The sequence below is a fragment of the Kitasatospora sp. NPDC058965 genome (genome assembly GCF_042741245.1).
GTDB lineage: Bacteria > Actinomycetota > Actinomycetes > Streptomycetales > Streptomycetaceae > Kitasatospora.
The window spans coordinates 1-13,149 of record NZ_JBHYKG010000250.1; the positions used below are offsets into that span (position 1 = coordinate 1).

The window sequence follows — 13,149 nt, forward strand, 5'->3', positions numbered from 1 at the left end:
CGGCGGCGCCGTCGAGCGCGGCGAGCGGCGAGGGCCCGTCGGCCCGGGCCGCCGCCGCGGCGAGTCCGGCCGCGGTCAGCCCGGCCGTGTGCAGCCGGCCGACCAGGAACTGCTCCAGCGACCCGGCGTCGGTCACCGACCCGGCCGCCACCGCCGCCTCCACCCCGCCGGAGTGGGCGTGCCCGCCGGCCGGGAACCGGCCGTCCGCCAGGAGCAACAGGGCGGCCGTCATCAGAACAGGAAGTAGCGTTGGGCGAGCGGGAGTTCGACGGCCGGTGCGGGCACCACCGGCTCGCCGTCGATGGTCACCCGGAAGCTGTCCGGGGCCACCCGCACGTCGGGGCGGGCACTGTTGTTGACCATGTCCTCCTTGGTCACCCGCCGGGTGTCCCGGATCGCGCTGAACGCCTTGTCCAGGCCCAGCCGGTCCGCCAGGCCGTCGGCCACCGCCTGCTGCGAGGTGAAGTTGACCGAGTTGGCCCCCGGAGCCCGGCCGAAGGCGCCGAACATCGGTCGGGGCAGCACCGGTTGCGGGGTCGGGATGGAGGCGTTGGCGTCCCCGAGCTGCGCCCAGGCGATCTGGCCGCCCTTGAGCACCAGGTCCGGTTTGACCCCGAAGAAGGCCGGGTGCCAGAGCACCAGGTCGGCCAGCTTGCCCGGCTCCACCGAACCGACCTCGTGGTCGATCCCGTGCGCCACGGCCGGGTTGACGGTGTACTTCGCCACGTACCGCCGGGCCCTGGTGTTGTCCGCCCGGCCGTCGCCGGGCAGCGCGCCGCGCCGCAGCTTCATGCAGTGCGCGGTCTGCCAGGTGCGGCTGATCACCTCGCCGATCCGGCCCATCGCCTGCGAGTCCGAGCTGATGATCGAGATCGCGCCCAGGTCGTGCAGGATGTCCTCGGCCGCGATGGTGCTCGGCCGGATCCGCGACTCGGCGAAGGCCAGGTCCTCCGGCACCGAGGGGCTCAGGTGGTGGCAGACCATCAGCATGTCGAGGTGCTCGTCGAGCGTGTTGACGGTGTGCGGGCGGGTGGGATTGGTCGAGCTGGGCAGGATGTTCGACTCGGAGACGATGGTGATGATGTCCGGCGCGTGCCCGCCGCCGGCACCCTCGGTGTGGTAGGCGTGCACGCCGCGCCCGCCGATCGCGGCCAGCGTGTCCGCCACGAAGCCGGCCTCGTTCAGGGTGTCGGTGTGCAGGGCGAGTTGGACGCCGGTGGCCTCGCAGACCCGCAGGCAGGCGTCCAGCGCGGCGGGGGTGGCGCCCCAGTCCTCGTGGATCTTGAAGCCGATCGCGCCGGCCCGCAGTTGGGCGTGCAGCGCCTCCGGGTTGACGGTGCTGCCCTTGGCGGTCAGCCCGATGTTGACCGGCAGGCCGTCCAGGGCCGCGAACATCCGGGCCAGGTGCCAGCCGCCCGGGGTGACCGTGGTGGCCTTGGAGCCCTCGGCCGGGCCGGTGCCGCCGCCGATCATCGTGGTGATCCCGGAGCCGATCGCCTCCGCGGCCAACTGCGGGGCGATGAAGTGCACGTGGGCGTCGATCGCCCCCGCGGTCAGGATCCGCCCGTTGCCGGCCAGCACCTCGGTCTCCGGGCCGATCACCAGCGCCGGGTGCACCCCGTCCATGGTCTCCGGGTTGCCGGCCTTGCCCAGCGCGGTGATCCGGCCGTCCCGGATGCCCACGTCCGCCTTGACGATCCCCCAGTGGTCCAGCACCACCGCACCGGTGATCACGGTGTCGGGCGCGCCCTCGGCCCGGGTGGCCCGCCCCTGGCCCATCGACTCGCGGATCACCTTGCCGCCGCCGAAGACCGCCTCGTCCCCGCCGCCGCAGCGGTCCTCCTCCACCTCGATCAGCAGCGCGGTGTCGGCCAGCCGGATCCGGTCGCCGGCCGTCGGACCGTAGAGCTCGGCGTACCGCTCGCGGGACAGCTCAGCCATCGAGCCTCCCGGCCACCGCGCCGCGCAGCCCGTGCACCTCGCGCAGGCCGCCGATCGGCACCAGCGCCACCTCCTGCGGGATCCCCGGCTCGAACCGCACCGCGGTCCCGGCCGGGATGTCCAACCGCTGCCCGTGGGCGGCCTCGCGGTCGAACTCCAGTCCCGGATTGGCCTCGGCGAAGTGGTAGTGCGAGCCGACCTGGACCGGTCGGTCCGCGCCGTTGCGGACCACCATCCTGGTCACCGGGCGGCCCGCGTTGAGCCTCACCGTGCCCTCGCCGTGCAGGAGCTGACCCGGGATCATCTCCTCCGCAGAGCCGCTCACCGGATCGGCCCGTGCACCGTGACCAGCTTGGTGCCGTCCGGGAAGGTCGCCTCGACCTGCACGTCCGGGATCATCTCGGCGATGCCGTCCATCACGTCGGCCCTGGTCAGCACCCGCCGCCCGGAGTCCATCAGTTCGGCGACGCTGCGCCCGTCCCGGGCGCCCTCCAGCAGGTGGGAGGTGATCAGCGCGACCGCCTCGGGGTGGTTGAGCCGCAGTCCGCGGGCCCGCCGGGCGGCGGCCACCTCGGCGGCGACGTGGATCAGCAGGCGTTCCTGCTCGTGGGGGGTGAGCCTCATCTGCGCGCACCTCAAGGGGAGTTCAGAGGGCGCGGACACAGCGCTGTGCCGCGTGGGGGACTCCCGGGCGCGAGCACGGCGCGGCCCCACGGCCGTCGCCACCTCCGGCCCGCACGCGGGAGGTTGGTTCTCGTGGCCGTAACCGTAGCGGACCCGCACCCCGGTTGAGGAGTGCGCCGGACCGTGTCGCACCGCTCACCGCCCGTTCGCGTGGCAGTCTGGAAGGAGGTGAGGAACGATGACCGTCTTCCACGATCCCGGCCGACCGGTCCGGTTCCGCGACCGCACCCGGGCCGGACGCCTGCTGGGCAAGCGGGTCGCCGCCTGGCGGGCCGACGATCCGGTGGTGCTGGGCCTGCCGCGCGGCGGGGTCCCGGTCGCCCACGAGGTGGCCCGCGCGCTCGGCGCGCCGCTGGACATCCTGGTGGTCCGCAAGATCGGCGCGCCCGGCCAGCCCGAACTGGCCCTGGGCGCGGTCGGCGAGGGCGGGATCCGGCTCTTCAACCACGACATCGTCGCCGCGCTGGGCATCGGGGCCGCCGAACTGGAGCGGCTCGCGCACGCCACCGCCGAGGAGGTGGCCGAGCGGACCGAGCGCCTGCGCGGCCCGGTGCCGCCGCTGGACGTGGCCGGCCGCGCGGTGCTGGTGGTCGACGACGGCGTGGCCACCGGCGCCACGGTCCGCGCCGCCATGGCGGTGCTGCGCCGCCGCGAGGTGGCCCAACTGCTGCTCGCCGTCCCGGTCGCCGCCCCCGAGGCGCTGCGCCTGCTGGGCCCGCTCGCCGACGACCTGGTCTGCCTGAGCGCCCCGCCGGCCTTCATGGCGGTCGGCCAGTACTACGACGACTTCGACCAGACCACCGACCGGGACGTCCGGCGGCTGCTCACCGCGGACCGGCAGTGACGCCCCGGCCGCCGGGGCGCGGGGGCGGGCGGCCTCAGCGGTACGCCCGCAGGAACGCGGCGACGCCCGCCGCGGCGTAGCGGTCGAGCTCGGCCTGGGTGTGCTGCGCACTGCCGTGGAACATCGCCCGGTTCACCGGGATCCAGAGCAGCAGGCCGGAGAAGTGGTGGGCGGCCAGCAGCGGGTCCTCGATCCGCAGCAGCCCCGCGTCGGCGAGCCTGCCGAAGCTGGCCGCGAGGGTGCTGAGGACCCGCTCGAAGCCCTGCTCGTACCAGGCCGCGCCGAGTTCGGGGAAGGCGTCGGCGTTGGCGATGATCAGCCGGCGCAGCTGGAGCACCCGCGGATGGGTGAGCGCGGCCAGGAACCGGTCCGCCAGCCGGGTCAGGTTCGACTCCAACCCGGCCGCCTCGGCCGGGATGTCGGAGACCAGCTCGATCATGCCCTCGATCTGGTCGGTGGTGGCCAGCACGATCTCCGCGAACAGCTTCTCCTTGTCGGCGAAGTGCTTGTAGACGGTCTGCTTGGACACCGTGGCCAGCCGGGCGATGTCGTCCATGCTGGTGCCCGCGTAGCCCTTGGCCATGAACGCCTCGGTCGCGGCCTCCATGATCGCCTGGTGCTTGCGCGCCGACCGGCTCTGCTCGCTCGGGTCCATCCCCGCCCCTTTCAGTACTGGACAGTCCAGTTCTCTCCGGTCTACTGTAGCGCCCGGAGCGCAACGAGTACCACACCGTCCAGTTCTACTCCGGGGGAACACCACCATGACGCAGACCATCGGGGCCTCGACCAGCACCGGCTTCCGGCCCACCACCCGCACCCTGCTGTCCGCGGGCGCCGCGGCCGGCCCGCTCTTCCTGGGGCTGGGAGTGCTCCAGGGGCTGACCAGGGACGGCTTCGACTTCACCCGCAACGCCCTCAGCCAGCTCAGCCTCGGCGACCTGGGCTGGCTCCAGGTGACCGACTTCCTGGTCACCGGCGTCCTGGTGCTCGCCGGTGCGACCGGCCTGCGCCGGGCCCTGCGCGGCCGACCCGGCGGCGTCTGGGCGCCCCGGCTGATCACGGCCTTCGGCGTCTCCTTCCTGACCGCGGGCGTGTTCACCGCCGACCCCGGCAAGGGCTTCCCCGCGGACGACCCGGCGGCCAACGGCACCACGCTGAGCTGGCCCGGCACCCTGCACCTGCTCAGCGGCACCCTCGGCTACCTCGCCCTGGTCGCGGCCTTCCTGGTGCTGGCCCGCCACTTCGCCGGGCGCGGCGAGCGCGGCTGGGCGATCGGCTCGCGGGTGCTGCCCGTCCTGGTCCTCGCCGGATTCGCGAGCTCCGCCGCCTCGATGCTGGCCTTCACCCTCGGCGCGGGCGCCGGCCTGCTCGGGCTGACGGCCGTCTCGCTGCGGCTCGCCCGGGTCTGACAGACCCTCAGTGCACCATGTGATCGATCCACCGACCCGAGGAGAACGACATGACCGAGCCGGTCAAGGGCCCCGCCAGCTACTTCCCCGCCATCGAGAAGAAGTACGGCCGCCCGGTCGCCGAGTGGCAGGAGCTGATCCGCAGCTCCCCGCTCGGCAAGCACATGGAGCTGGTCGGCTGGCTCAAGGCCGAGCACGGCCTCGGCCACGGCCACGCGAACGCCCTGGTCGCGGCAACACTGGCCGAGTGACCGCCGGGGGGCGGGGCCGCCGGACCCCACCCCCCCCCGGAGCCCCCGGGCCCCGTCAGCCCAGCCGCAGGCCGAGCTGGGCGCCGTACTCCCGGAAGCCCAGGGCCGCCGCGAGCCGGCGGGAGGCCTCGGGGCGGGCCCGCCACTGGGGCAGCAGGCCGGCGGCGAGTGCGTGCGCGACGGCCGCGGAGGCGGCGGTGCGGGCATGGCCGCGGTGGCGGTGGGCGGGGTCGGCGAAGACGTTGAGGTGGGCCGCAACACCGCGCCAGGTCTCGTACCCGGCCGCGGCGAGGGCCCGGCCGTCCGGGGCCAGTGCGGCGAAGGTGAGGTTCTCCAGGCCGGTCTCGTCGGCCTCCGCCGGGGTGGCGCGGGCGCGCAGCGCGACGAGGGCCGGGTGGTCCTCGGGGAGCAGCGCCGCCGGCCGGTCGGCCGGGCGGAACTCCGCCGGGTCCAGGTAGGCGAGGTGCGCCGGACCGATCAGGTCCGCCCCGCCCAGACGTGCGACCAGGGTCGCGGCGGCGGTCAGGTCGAGCACGGCCGGCCCGACCGCGGCGGCGCGCAGCCGCTCGGCCGCCGCCGAGGTCGGGGCGGTCAGCAGGGCCCCCTCCCCCAGCCGGACGATCCCGCACCAGCCCGGTGGGCCGAGGCCCGAGTCCGGTCGCACCACGACCTCGGCGCCCACCGCCGGGAACCGGGCCCCGGCCAGTGTCGACCACAGGGCCCGGGCCCGTTCCGGTGCGTCACTGCTCACCGAGGAGCATCCACTTCTCGGTGATCGTCAGCGGCTCGAAGCCCACCTTCGCGTAGACGCCGTGCGCGTCCAGGGTGGCCAGCATCACCCGGCGCAGGCCGAGCGGCATCAGCTCGTCCCGCACCGCCGCGGCCAGGGCCGTGCCGAGGCCCAGGCCCCGGGCGGGCTCGGCCACGAAGACGTCGCAGAGCCAGGCGAAGGTGGTGCGGTCGGTGACCACCCGGGCGTAGCCGAGCTGGGCGCCGGTGGCGGCCTCGTACAGCCCGAAGTTGAGCGAGTTGTCGACCGCCCGCTCGTGCTTCTCCCGGGGCCGGTCCTTCGCCCAGTAGGACTCCTCGGCGAGCCAGCGGTGCACCAGGGGGCGGTCCAGCCGGGCCGGGTCGGTGGAGATCTCGTAGCCCTCGGGGAGTTCAGTCGTCATGCCCGGATCCAAGCAGCCGCCGCACCCGGCCGACCACTCGTTTTCAGCAGGCCCACCGCCCCTTCAGCACCGCCCGGACCGCGGCCCGCAGGGCCTCCCGGCCCGGCTGCATCGCCCGGTCCAGCTCGGGGGCGAAGGGCAGCACCGCACCCTCCGGCCTGGTCACCCGGCGGGGCGGGGCGACCAGGCGGAACTCCTCGGCGGCGGTGGCCAGCAGCTCGGCGGCGAAGCCGCAGCTGCGGTTGGCGTCGTCCACCACCACCAGTCGGCCGGTCCGCGCCAGCGAGTCGCCCAGCGTGTCCCAGTCGAAGGGGTGCAGCGACCGGGGATCGAGCACCTCCACGTCCACCTCCCCCGCCAGCTCGTCCGCCACCGCCAGCGCCTCGTGCACCAGGTGGCCGATCGCCACCACGGTCACCTCGGTGCCCGGCCGGTGGATCCGGGCCGAGCCGAGCGGGATCGGGGTCAGCGGGGCCACCACGTCCTCGCGCACCGGCAGCGCGGCGGCCGGGGCGAACAGCAGCACCGGGTCGTCGTCCCGGATCGCCGTGGCCAGCAGGCCGTACGCGTCGCTCGGCGTGGCCGGCACCACGGTCTTCACGCCCACGTGGGCGAACAGGCTGTACGGCTGGTCCGAGTGCTGGCCCGCCCAGCCCAGCCGGGAGCCGGATCCGGGCACCACCACGGTCAGCGGCACCCGGGCCTGTCCACCCGTCATCAGCGAGAACTTGTGTGCCTGGTTCGCGATCTGCTCGAAGGTCAGGTACAGCAGCGAGGGGATCTGCAGCTCGATCACCGGCCGCATCCCCGCCAGCGCGGCACCGATGCCCACCGAGGTGAACGCCTGCTCGGACAGCGGGGTGTCGACGATCCGCCCGGCACCGAACCGGTCCCGCAGGCCCAGCGTGACCCCGGCCATCCCGGCGCCGACGTCCTCGCCGAAGACGCACACCGCCTCGTCCCGGGTGAGCGCGTCGGCCAGCGCCCGGTTCAACGCCTTGGGGTAGGAGAGCCAGCTCACGCGCCGGCCCCCGCCCTGGCGCGCAGTCCGTCGGCATACAGGTAGCGGCTCGCGGCGGCCACCTCGGGCACCGCTCCGCCCCGCGCGAACTGCTCGGCCTTGTCCATCAGTTCGGCCACCTCCTGGTCGATTCGCGCGGCCTGCCCGGGCGGGTCGAGCAGCAGCGGGTCGCGCTGCCGCCAGGCGGCCAGCTCCGCCGCGTCCCGGTAGGCGAGCTTCATCCGCCGCTCGACGGTGTGGTGCCCCTCGAACCGGTAGGTGAGGCACTCCACGAACCCGGGCCCCTCCCCCGCCCGGGCGCGGGCCACCGCCCGTTCGGCGGCCGCGGCGACCGCGGCCACGTCCATCCCGTCCACCGTCTCGGCCGGGATCCCGAAGGCGGCGGCCCGTCCGACCGCGCTGCCCGCCACCCCGGCGGCGGCCGGCAGCGTGGTCGCGTAGCCGTTGTTCTCGCAGACGAAGACCACCGGCACCCGCCAGATCGCGGCCAGGTTGAGCGACTCCAGCAGCACGCCCTGGTTGAGCGCGCCGTCCCCGAAGAAGGCGGCCACCACGGTGTCCTCGCCGCGCCGGGCCGCCGCCCAGGCGGCGCCGACCGCGATCGGGGCGCCCGCGCCCACCATCCCGTTGGCGCCCAGGATCCCGAGCGAGAAGTCGGCAGCGTGCATCGACCCGCCCCGGCCGTGGTTCAACCCGTTCTCACGGCCCAGCAGTTCGGCCAGCAAGCGACCCGGGTCGGCGCCCTTGGCCAGCACGTGGCCGTGGCCGCGGTGGGTGCTGGTGAGCTGGTCGGTGCTGCGCAGCGCGGCGCAGACGCCGACCGCCACCGCCTCCTGCCCGATGTACGGATGGGTGCCGCCGACGATCAGCCCTTCGCGGACCAGCGCCAGCGCCCGGGTCTCGAACTCCCGGATCAACCGCATCATCCGGTACCGGTCGGCCGCGGTGGCGAGCGGCGCGGGGTTCACCGCGACTCCTGCCAGACCACCGGGCAGTACTCGGGGTCGGCGTAGTCCGGCAGTCCGTCGGCGGTGCGGCGCACCAGCACGTCGTGGTTGTAGACCACCGGGCTGCCGTCGGGCCGCAGGTAGGGCCGGTAGCGGTTGCCGCCGTCCTGCAGGTGCAGCGAGACCGCCCGGCGCGGGTGCGCGGCCAGGTTGGGGCCGCTGCCGTGGTAGGTGCGGCAGTGGTGGAAGGAGACGTGGCCGCGCGGGATCACGACCGGCACCTTGGTCACCGTCGCCCCGTTGAACTCGGCGTTCAGAGTGAGCAGTTCCTCCAACTCGGCGCGGTCGCGGCGGGCGAAGTGGCGGCTGGAGTCGTCACCGCCCGGGCGCTCCTGCCACTGGTGGCTGCCGTCCACCATGGTGATGGTGCCCTGTTCGGTGCCGCAGTCGTGGAAGGGGACGAAGGCGGTCAGCATCCGCTGCGAGGTCGAGGTCTGCCAGTAGTGCTTGTCGAAGTGCCAGGGCACCACGTTGCTCGGCTCGGCCGGGTTCGGCGGCTTGAGGATCAGGGTGGCCTGGAAGACCCGGATCTGCTCGGTCTGGGCCAGCCGGGCGGCCACCGCACCGAGCAGCGGCTTGCAGAGGATCTTCCGGATCTCCGCGCTCTCGTAGTGGACGTAGTCGTTGTGCCGCTGCACGTCCCCGTCGGCCGGCGTCCAGGCGGCCAGGTTCGGCGGGCGCAGCGGCAGTTCGCGGTCCTTCAGGCCGGCGTAGTAGGTCTCGGTGGCGGCCTGCAGGGCGTCCAGCTCCGCGTCGCTGAACAGCTTCCGGGACAGGTACCAGCCGTGCTCCAGGTAGTCCAGCACCTCGCGGTCGGTGGGCAGCAGGGCCGCCTCGTCCGGGTCGAGGGCGAACCGGGGGGTGATCAGGTCGGTCATCGCGCCGTTCCTCCTGTCGGTCAGTGGTCGCCGGCGGCGGCGCGCTGGCGCTCGACCGCCTCGTAGAGGGCCTTGATGTTCGCCGAGCCGAAGGTGCCGGCGCCGCGCCGCTCGATCAGCTCCAGGAAGAAGGTGCGGCGCGGGTGGGTGGACCGGGCGAAGATCTGGAAGAGCTGGCCGCCGTGGTCCTCGTCCACCAGGACGTGCAGCTCGCGCAGCGTCTCGACCGGGATCGCGCACTCGGCCACCCGCTCGGCCAGCTGCTCGTAGTAGGTGCCCGGTGTGCTGAGGAACTCCACGCCGCGCCCGCCGAGTTCGCGCACCGCGCGGGCGATGTCGCCGGTCTCGAAGGCCAGGTGCTGGACACCCGCGCCGCCGTGGCCGGCCAGGAACGCGTCGATCTGGCCCGGCTCGCGGCCCAGGTCCGGCTCCAGCAGGGTGAAGGTCACCCGGCCGGAGGCGCTCTGCACCACCCGGGAGTCCATCGCCTGCGCGCCGACCTCGATGAACTCGCCGAAGATCTCGCCGAGGCCGAGCGCCGACCCGGCGTAGGCCACCGTCCGGGCCAGCTGTCCGCCCGGGACGCAGATCGCCACGTGGTCCAGCGAGCGCAGCAGTCCGCCCGGGCCGGCCACCGCCAGCACCGGGTCCTGGTCGTCGACCGGTCTCAGCGCCAACTCGCCGAATCCGCCCACCAGTCCGCGCTCCGGCAGGTCGGCCGCGCCGGCCGCCAGCGCCGCTCGGCGGACCGCCGCCGGATCGGTGCAGCGCAGCGCGAGGACGGCCACCGCGTCGCCGTGCCGGCGCACCGACTCGGCGACCGGGTGCTCGGGGTCGGCGGCGCTGACCAGCACCAGCCGGACGCTGCCCTGCACCGCCAGCCGGGCGGTGGTGCCCGGGCGCTGCGGTCCGGGCAGCGGGCGGACGGCGAAGCCGTAGTCGGTCGCCAGTCCGGCCGCGGTCTTGTCCGCGTCGGCCACGTGGAACTCGACGTAGGCGATGTCCTGCACGGTCACGAGGGTTCTCCCACGGGATGCTTGGCGACGGGGGTGGGCGGCGGACCGAAGACCAGGCTCAGGTTGTGGCCGCCGAAGGCGAAGGAGTTGGACAGGACGGCGCGGACCGGGCCGCGCCGGGCCGCGGTGCGGACGTGGTCCAGTTCGCACTCGGGGTCCGGCTCGTCCAGGTTCGCGGTGGGCGGCAGCACGCCGCCCGCCAGCGCCAGCACGCTGATCGCGGCCTCCACCGCGCCGGCCGCGCCGAGCAGGTGGCCGGTGGCGCCCTTGGTGGAGCTGACCGCCGGGCCGTCGGCCCCGAACACGGCGCGCAGCGCGGCGGCCTCGGCGCGGTCGCCGAGCCGGGTACCGGTGCCGTGCGCGTTGACGTAGTCGATGTCCGCGGCGGCCAGGCCGGCGCTGCGCAGGGCGGCGCGCACCGCGTCGGCGGCGCCGGCGCCGTCCGGCCGCGGCATGGTGGGGTGGTGCGCGTCGGTGGAGGCGCCCCAGCCGAGCAGCTCGGCGTATCCGGCGGCGCCCCGGGCGGCCGCGTGCTCGGCCCGCTCCACCACCAGCACACCGGCGCCCTCGCCCAGCACGAAACCGTTGCGCCGCCGGTCGAAGGGCCGGGAGGCCTCCCCCGGATCTCCCCAACCAGAGGCCAGGGCACGTGAGTTGGTGAAGGCGGCAGCCACCGTGGGGTGCAGCGAGGAGTCGGTGCCGCCGCACACCACCACATCGGCCTCGTCCGCCCGGATCAGCCGCAGCGCCTCGGCGACCGCCTGGGCGCCGGCCGCGCAGGCCGTCACCGGCGCCGAACTGTAGCCCCGGATGCCGTACTTGATGGCGATCCGGGCCGCCGCCATGTTGCTCAGCATGCCGGGCAGCAGGTACGGGCTGACCGCCGGCCGGCCGCGCTGCTCGCGGCGCAGGGCCTGGGCCTCGTAGGTCTCCAGCCCGCCGCCGCCGGTGCCGAGCACCACTGCGACCCGGTGCGGGTCGGCGTTCTGACCGACCATCAGCTTGGCCTCGGCGAGGGCGTCGTCGGCAGCGGCGAGCGCCATCAGGACGAACCGGTCCACGCACCTGGTCTCGGTGGCGGGCAGCACCTCGGTGCCGGCCACCGGCGGGGCGATGCCCGCCTCGGTCAGCCAGCCCGCCACCGGGTGGTCCGCCGGCGGGCGGACCAGCCCGGAGCGGCCGGCCAGCAGCGCGCCCAGCACCCGGTCGACGCCGCGGCCCAGCGGGGTGAGCAGGCCGATACCGGTGACCACGGCGGCCGGCCCGCGCAGCGCGCGGCTCACCGGGCGACCGGCTCGGCCGACCGCTGCTCGCGCAGCACCACCTTGCGGACCTTGCCGGTCGGCCCCAGCGGGATCGCCTCGTCGGCCACCACGGCGACCCGGCGCACCGTCGGCGCCACGGCCGGCTCCAGCGCGGCGACCACCTCGGCCGTGCGGTCCACCGCCGGATCGGCGCCCGCCGCCAGCTGCAGCAGCACCTCGGTCACCACCTGGTCGCCGTCCCGACGGGCCACCACCGTGCAGTCGGCCACCTCGGGGCAGGCGGCCAGCACCCGCTCCTCCGACATCGCGGTGTACAGCCGGGCGCCGCCGGGCAGCTCGACCGCGTCGACCAGCCGGTCGACGTGGTAGTAGTAGCCCTCCTCGTCCCGGCGCACCAGGTCGCCGGTGCGGAAGTAGCCGCGCAGCCGGGTGCGCTGGGTGGTCACCGAGTCGTTCCAGTACCCCAGGGCCAGGGTCGGCGACTTGGTGATCAGCTCGCCGACCTCGCCCGGGCCCAGCTCGGCGCCGTCCGGCCCGACCACCCGGCAGTCCACGAAGGCGTGCGGCTTGCCGACGCAGCGGCCGTACCGGTCGGACTCCGGGGTGTGGGTGAGGAAGAAGTGCGAGTGGCCCATCTCGGTGGAGCCCAGGCCGTCCACGAAGACCGAGCCGGGCACCCGGGTGCGCCCGGCCCGGGTGGCCTGCTCGCGGCTGCCGACCGCGACCAGGCGGCGGATGTGCGCCTCGTGCGCGCAGTCGCCGGTGTTCCACCAGAGCGCGACCGGGTCCAGCTGCCGCTCGCTCAGGTCGAACCGGGCCAGCGCGGCCCAGGTGGCGGCGAAGCCGAGCACCCCGCGCGGCTGCCAGCGCTCGATCCGGTCCAGCACCTCGGCGCCGTCGGGCTGGGAGAGCAGCAGCAGCTCGGCGCCCGAGCCGAGCGCCAGGTTGACCGCGATCAGGGTGGCGGCGTGCGCGGCGGGCAGCGCGCTGAGCATCCGCTCGGCGCCCTGCGGGCGGGGCAGCGCGAACCGGTGCCGGATCGCGGCGAACAGGCTCTCGTGCGAGTGGAGCACGGCCTTGGGCAGCCCGGTGGTGCCGGAGGAGTGGGTGATCGCCACCGGGTCGCCGGACCAGTGCGGGTAGGGCTCGGGGGCGTGCGCGGGATCGCCGTGCAGGTCCGGCAGCAGCGGGGTGCCGGCCGTGTCCCGGCCGGCCAGGGCCGCGCGGTGCTCGGCGTCGGCCAGCACCCCGACCGCACCGAGCCGGGCGATGTAGCGGGCCGCGCGCTCGGGGTCGACCAGCGGGTTGAGCAGCGCCGGGATCGCGCCGAGCCGGGCCAGGGCCAGGAAGCCGAGCACCTGGTCGGCGGCGGCGCTCGCGTGCACCACCACCGGGTCCCGCGGGCGGATCCCGAGGGCGGCCAGCGCGGCGGCCCGGGCCCGGACGGCGACGTCGAGTTGACGGACCGTCAAGGGGCGGACGGCCGGGTGCTCGTCGACGGCCGTGTCGAAGGTCAGGGCCGGTGCGTCGACGTCCAGGTCCAGCCGCATCCGGGTGGTCAGGACGTTGCCGGCGCCGAGCTGCTCGTCCGCGGCCATCCGGGCGCGGAGACTGCGATTGCTCATGGGTTAGCTCTCTCGTCTGGAACGGAAAAACAGTCT

At 75.0% G+C, this 13,149-nt stretch carries 15 protein-coding genes and 1 pseudogene; 3 read left to right on the forward strand and 13 right to left on the reverse strand.

What is annotated here, in order from left to right:
* The 4 genes and pseudogenes from ACFW1A_RS30380 to ACFW1A_RS30395 form a co-directional block, all read right to left on the reverse strand.
* Window positions 1-235, reverse strand: a pseudogene (locus ACFW1A_RS30380) (urease accessory protein UreF); the annotation flags it as partial.
* Complete coding sequence (locus ACFW1A_RS30385; protein ID WP_380414368.1) at window positions 232-1,941, reverse strand: urease subunit alpha; 1,710 nt, start codon at window positions 1,939-1,941, stop codon at window positions 232-234. The gene ACFW1A_RS30385 and the pseudogene ACFW1A_RS30380, both read right to left, overlap by 4 nt.
* Entirely contained in the window at window positions 1,934-2,245 is a 312-nt protein-coding gene (locus ACFW1A_RS30390; RefSeq protein WP_380414370.1) for an urease subunit beta, read from the reverse strand. The genes ACFW1A_RS30385 and ACFW1A_RS30390 overlap by 8 nt, the downstream gene beginning before the upstream one ends.
* Before the next feature lie 17 nt (window positions 2,246-2,262).
* Window positions 2,263-2,565 (reverse strand): urease subunit gamma, encoded by a 303-nt coding sequence (locus ACFW1A_RS30395; protein ID WP_380414372.1) that lies wholly within the window; start codon window positions 2,563-2,565, stop codon window positions 2,263-2,265.
* A gap of 238 nt (window positions 2,566-2,803) precedes the next feature.
* Here ACFW1A_RS30395 and ACFW1A_RS30400 point away from each other — a divergent pair, with 238 nt between their 5' ends.
* Complete coding sequence (locus tag ACFW1A_RS30400) at window positions 2,804-3,469, forward strand: phosphoribosyltransferase (protein WP_380414374.1); 666 nt, start codon at window positions 2,804-2,806, stop codon at window positions 3,467-3,469.
* A gap of 34 nt (window positions 3,470-3,503) precedes the next feature.
* On the opposite strand, the gene ACFW1A_RS30405 is transcribed toward ACFW1A_RS30400, so the two are convergent.
* Window positions 3,504-4,124, reverse strand: a complete 621-nt coding sequence (locus ACFW1A_RS30405; protein WP_380414376.1) for a TetR/AcrR family transcriptional regulator — start codon at window positions 4,122-4,124, stop codon at window positions 3,504-3,506.
* Between the two features lie 106 nt (window positions 4,125-4,230).
* Between ACFW1A_RS30405 and ACFW1A_RS30410 the strand changes: the two genes are divergently transcribed.
* Together ACFW1A_RS30410 and ACFW1A_RS30415 are read left to right on the forward strand one after the other, a co-directional pair.
* Window positions 4,231-4,878 carry a DUF998 domain-containing protein gene (locus ACFW1A_RS30410; protein WP_380414378.1) on the forward strand — a complete coding sequence of 216 codons (648 nt, stop codon included), beginning with the start codon at window positions 4,231-4,233 and terminating at the stop codon, window positions 4,876-4,878.
* 50 nt (window positions 4,879-4,928) lie between these two features.
* Window positions 4,929-5,129, forward strand: a complete 201-nt coding sequence (locus ACFW1A_RS30415; RefSeq protein ID WP_380414380.1) for a DUF4287 domain-containing protein — start codon at window positions 4,929-4,931, stop codon at window positions 5,127-5,129.
* A 55-nt stretch (window positions 5,130-5,184) separates the two neighbouring features.
* Here the strand turns inward: ACFW1A_RS30415 and ACFW1A_RS30420 are convergent, their stop codons facing one another.
* The 8 genes from ACFW1A_RS30420 to ACFW1A_RS30455 are packed head-to-tail and all read right to left on the reverse strand — an operon-like array spanning window position 5,185 to window position 13,113.
* A complete protein-coding gene (locus ACFW1A_RS30420; protein ID WP_380414383.1) occupies window positions 5,185-5,880 on the reverse strand; it encodes a GNAT family N-acetyltransferase in 696 nt (231 codons plus the stop codon).
* Window positions 5,870-6,301, reverse strand: coding sequence for a GNAT family N-acetyltransferase (locus ACFW1A_RS30425; protein ID WP_380414386.1), 432 nt, complete (start codon window positions 6,299-6,301; stop codon window positions 5,870-5,872). The genes ACFW1A_RS30420 and ACFW1A_RS30425 overlap by 11 nt, the downstream gene beginning before the upstream one ends.
* A gap of 43 nt (window positions 6,302-6,344) precedes the next feature.
* On the reverse strand, window positions 6,345-7,322 hold the full coding sequence (locus ACFW1A_RS30430) for an alpha-ketoacid dehydrogenase subunit beta (protein ID WP_380414388.1): 978 nt from the start codon (window positions 7,320-7,322) through the stop codon (window positions 6,345-6,347).
* Window positions 7,319-8,290, reverse strand: a complete 972-nt coding sequence (locus ACFW1A_RS30435) for a thiamine pyrophosphate-dependent dehydrogenase E1 component subunit alpha (RefSeq protein WP_380414390.1) — start codon at window positions 8,288-8,290, stop codon at window positions 7,319-7,321. Before ACFW1A_RS30435 ends, ACFW1A_RS30430 begins: the two co-directional genes overlap by 4 nt.
* Complete coding sequence (locus ACFW1A_RS30440) at window positions 8,287-9,207, reverse strand: phytanoyl-CoA dioxygenase family protein (RefSeq protein ID WP_380414392.1); 921 nt, start codon at window positions 9,205-9,207, stop codon at window positions 8,287-8,289. The genes ACFW1A_RS30435 and ACFW1A_RS30440 overlap by 4 nt, the downstream gene beginning before the upstream one ends.
* 20 nt (window positions 9,208-9,227) lie before the next feature.
* Window positions 9,228-10,223, reverse strand: coding sequence for a VOC family protein (locus ACFW1A_RS30445; RefSeq protein WP_380414394.1), 996 nt, complete (start codon window positions 10,221-10,223; stop codon window positions 9,228-9,230).
* Window positions 10,220-11,506 (reverse strand): beta-ketoacyl-[acyl-carrier-protein] synthase family protein, encoded by a 1,287-nt coding sequence (locus tag ACFW1A_RS30450; protein ID WP_380414396.1) that lies wholly within the window; start codon window positions 11,504-11,506, stop codon window positions 10,220-10,222. Before ACFW1A_RS30450 ends, ACFW1A_RS30445 begins: the two co-directional genes overlap by 4 nt.
* Window positions 11,503-13,113 (reverse strand): class I adenylate-forming enzyme family protein, encoded by a 1,611-nt coding sequence (locus ACFW1A_RS30455; RefSeq protein ID WP_380414398.1) that lies wholly within the window; start codon window positions 13,111-13,113, stop codon window positions 11,503-11,505. The genes ACFW1A_RS30450 and ACFW1A_RS30455 overlap by 4 nt, the downstream gene beginning before the upstream one ends.
* Window positions 13,114-13,149: the final 36 nt, after the last annotated feature.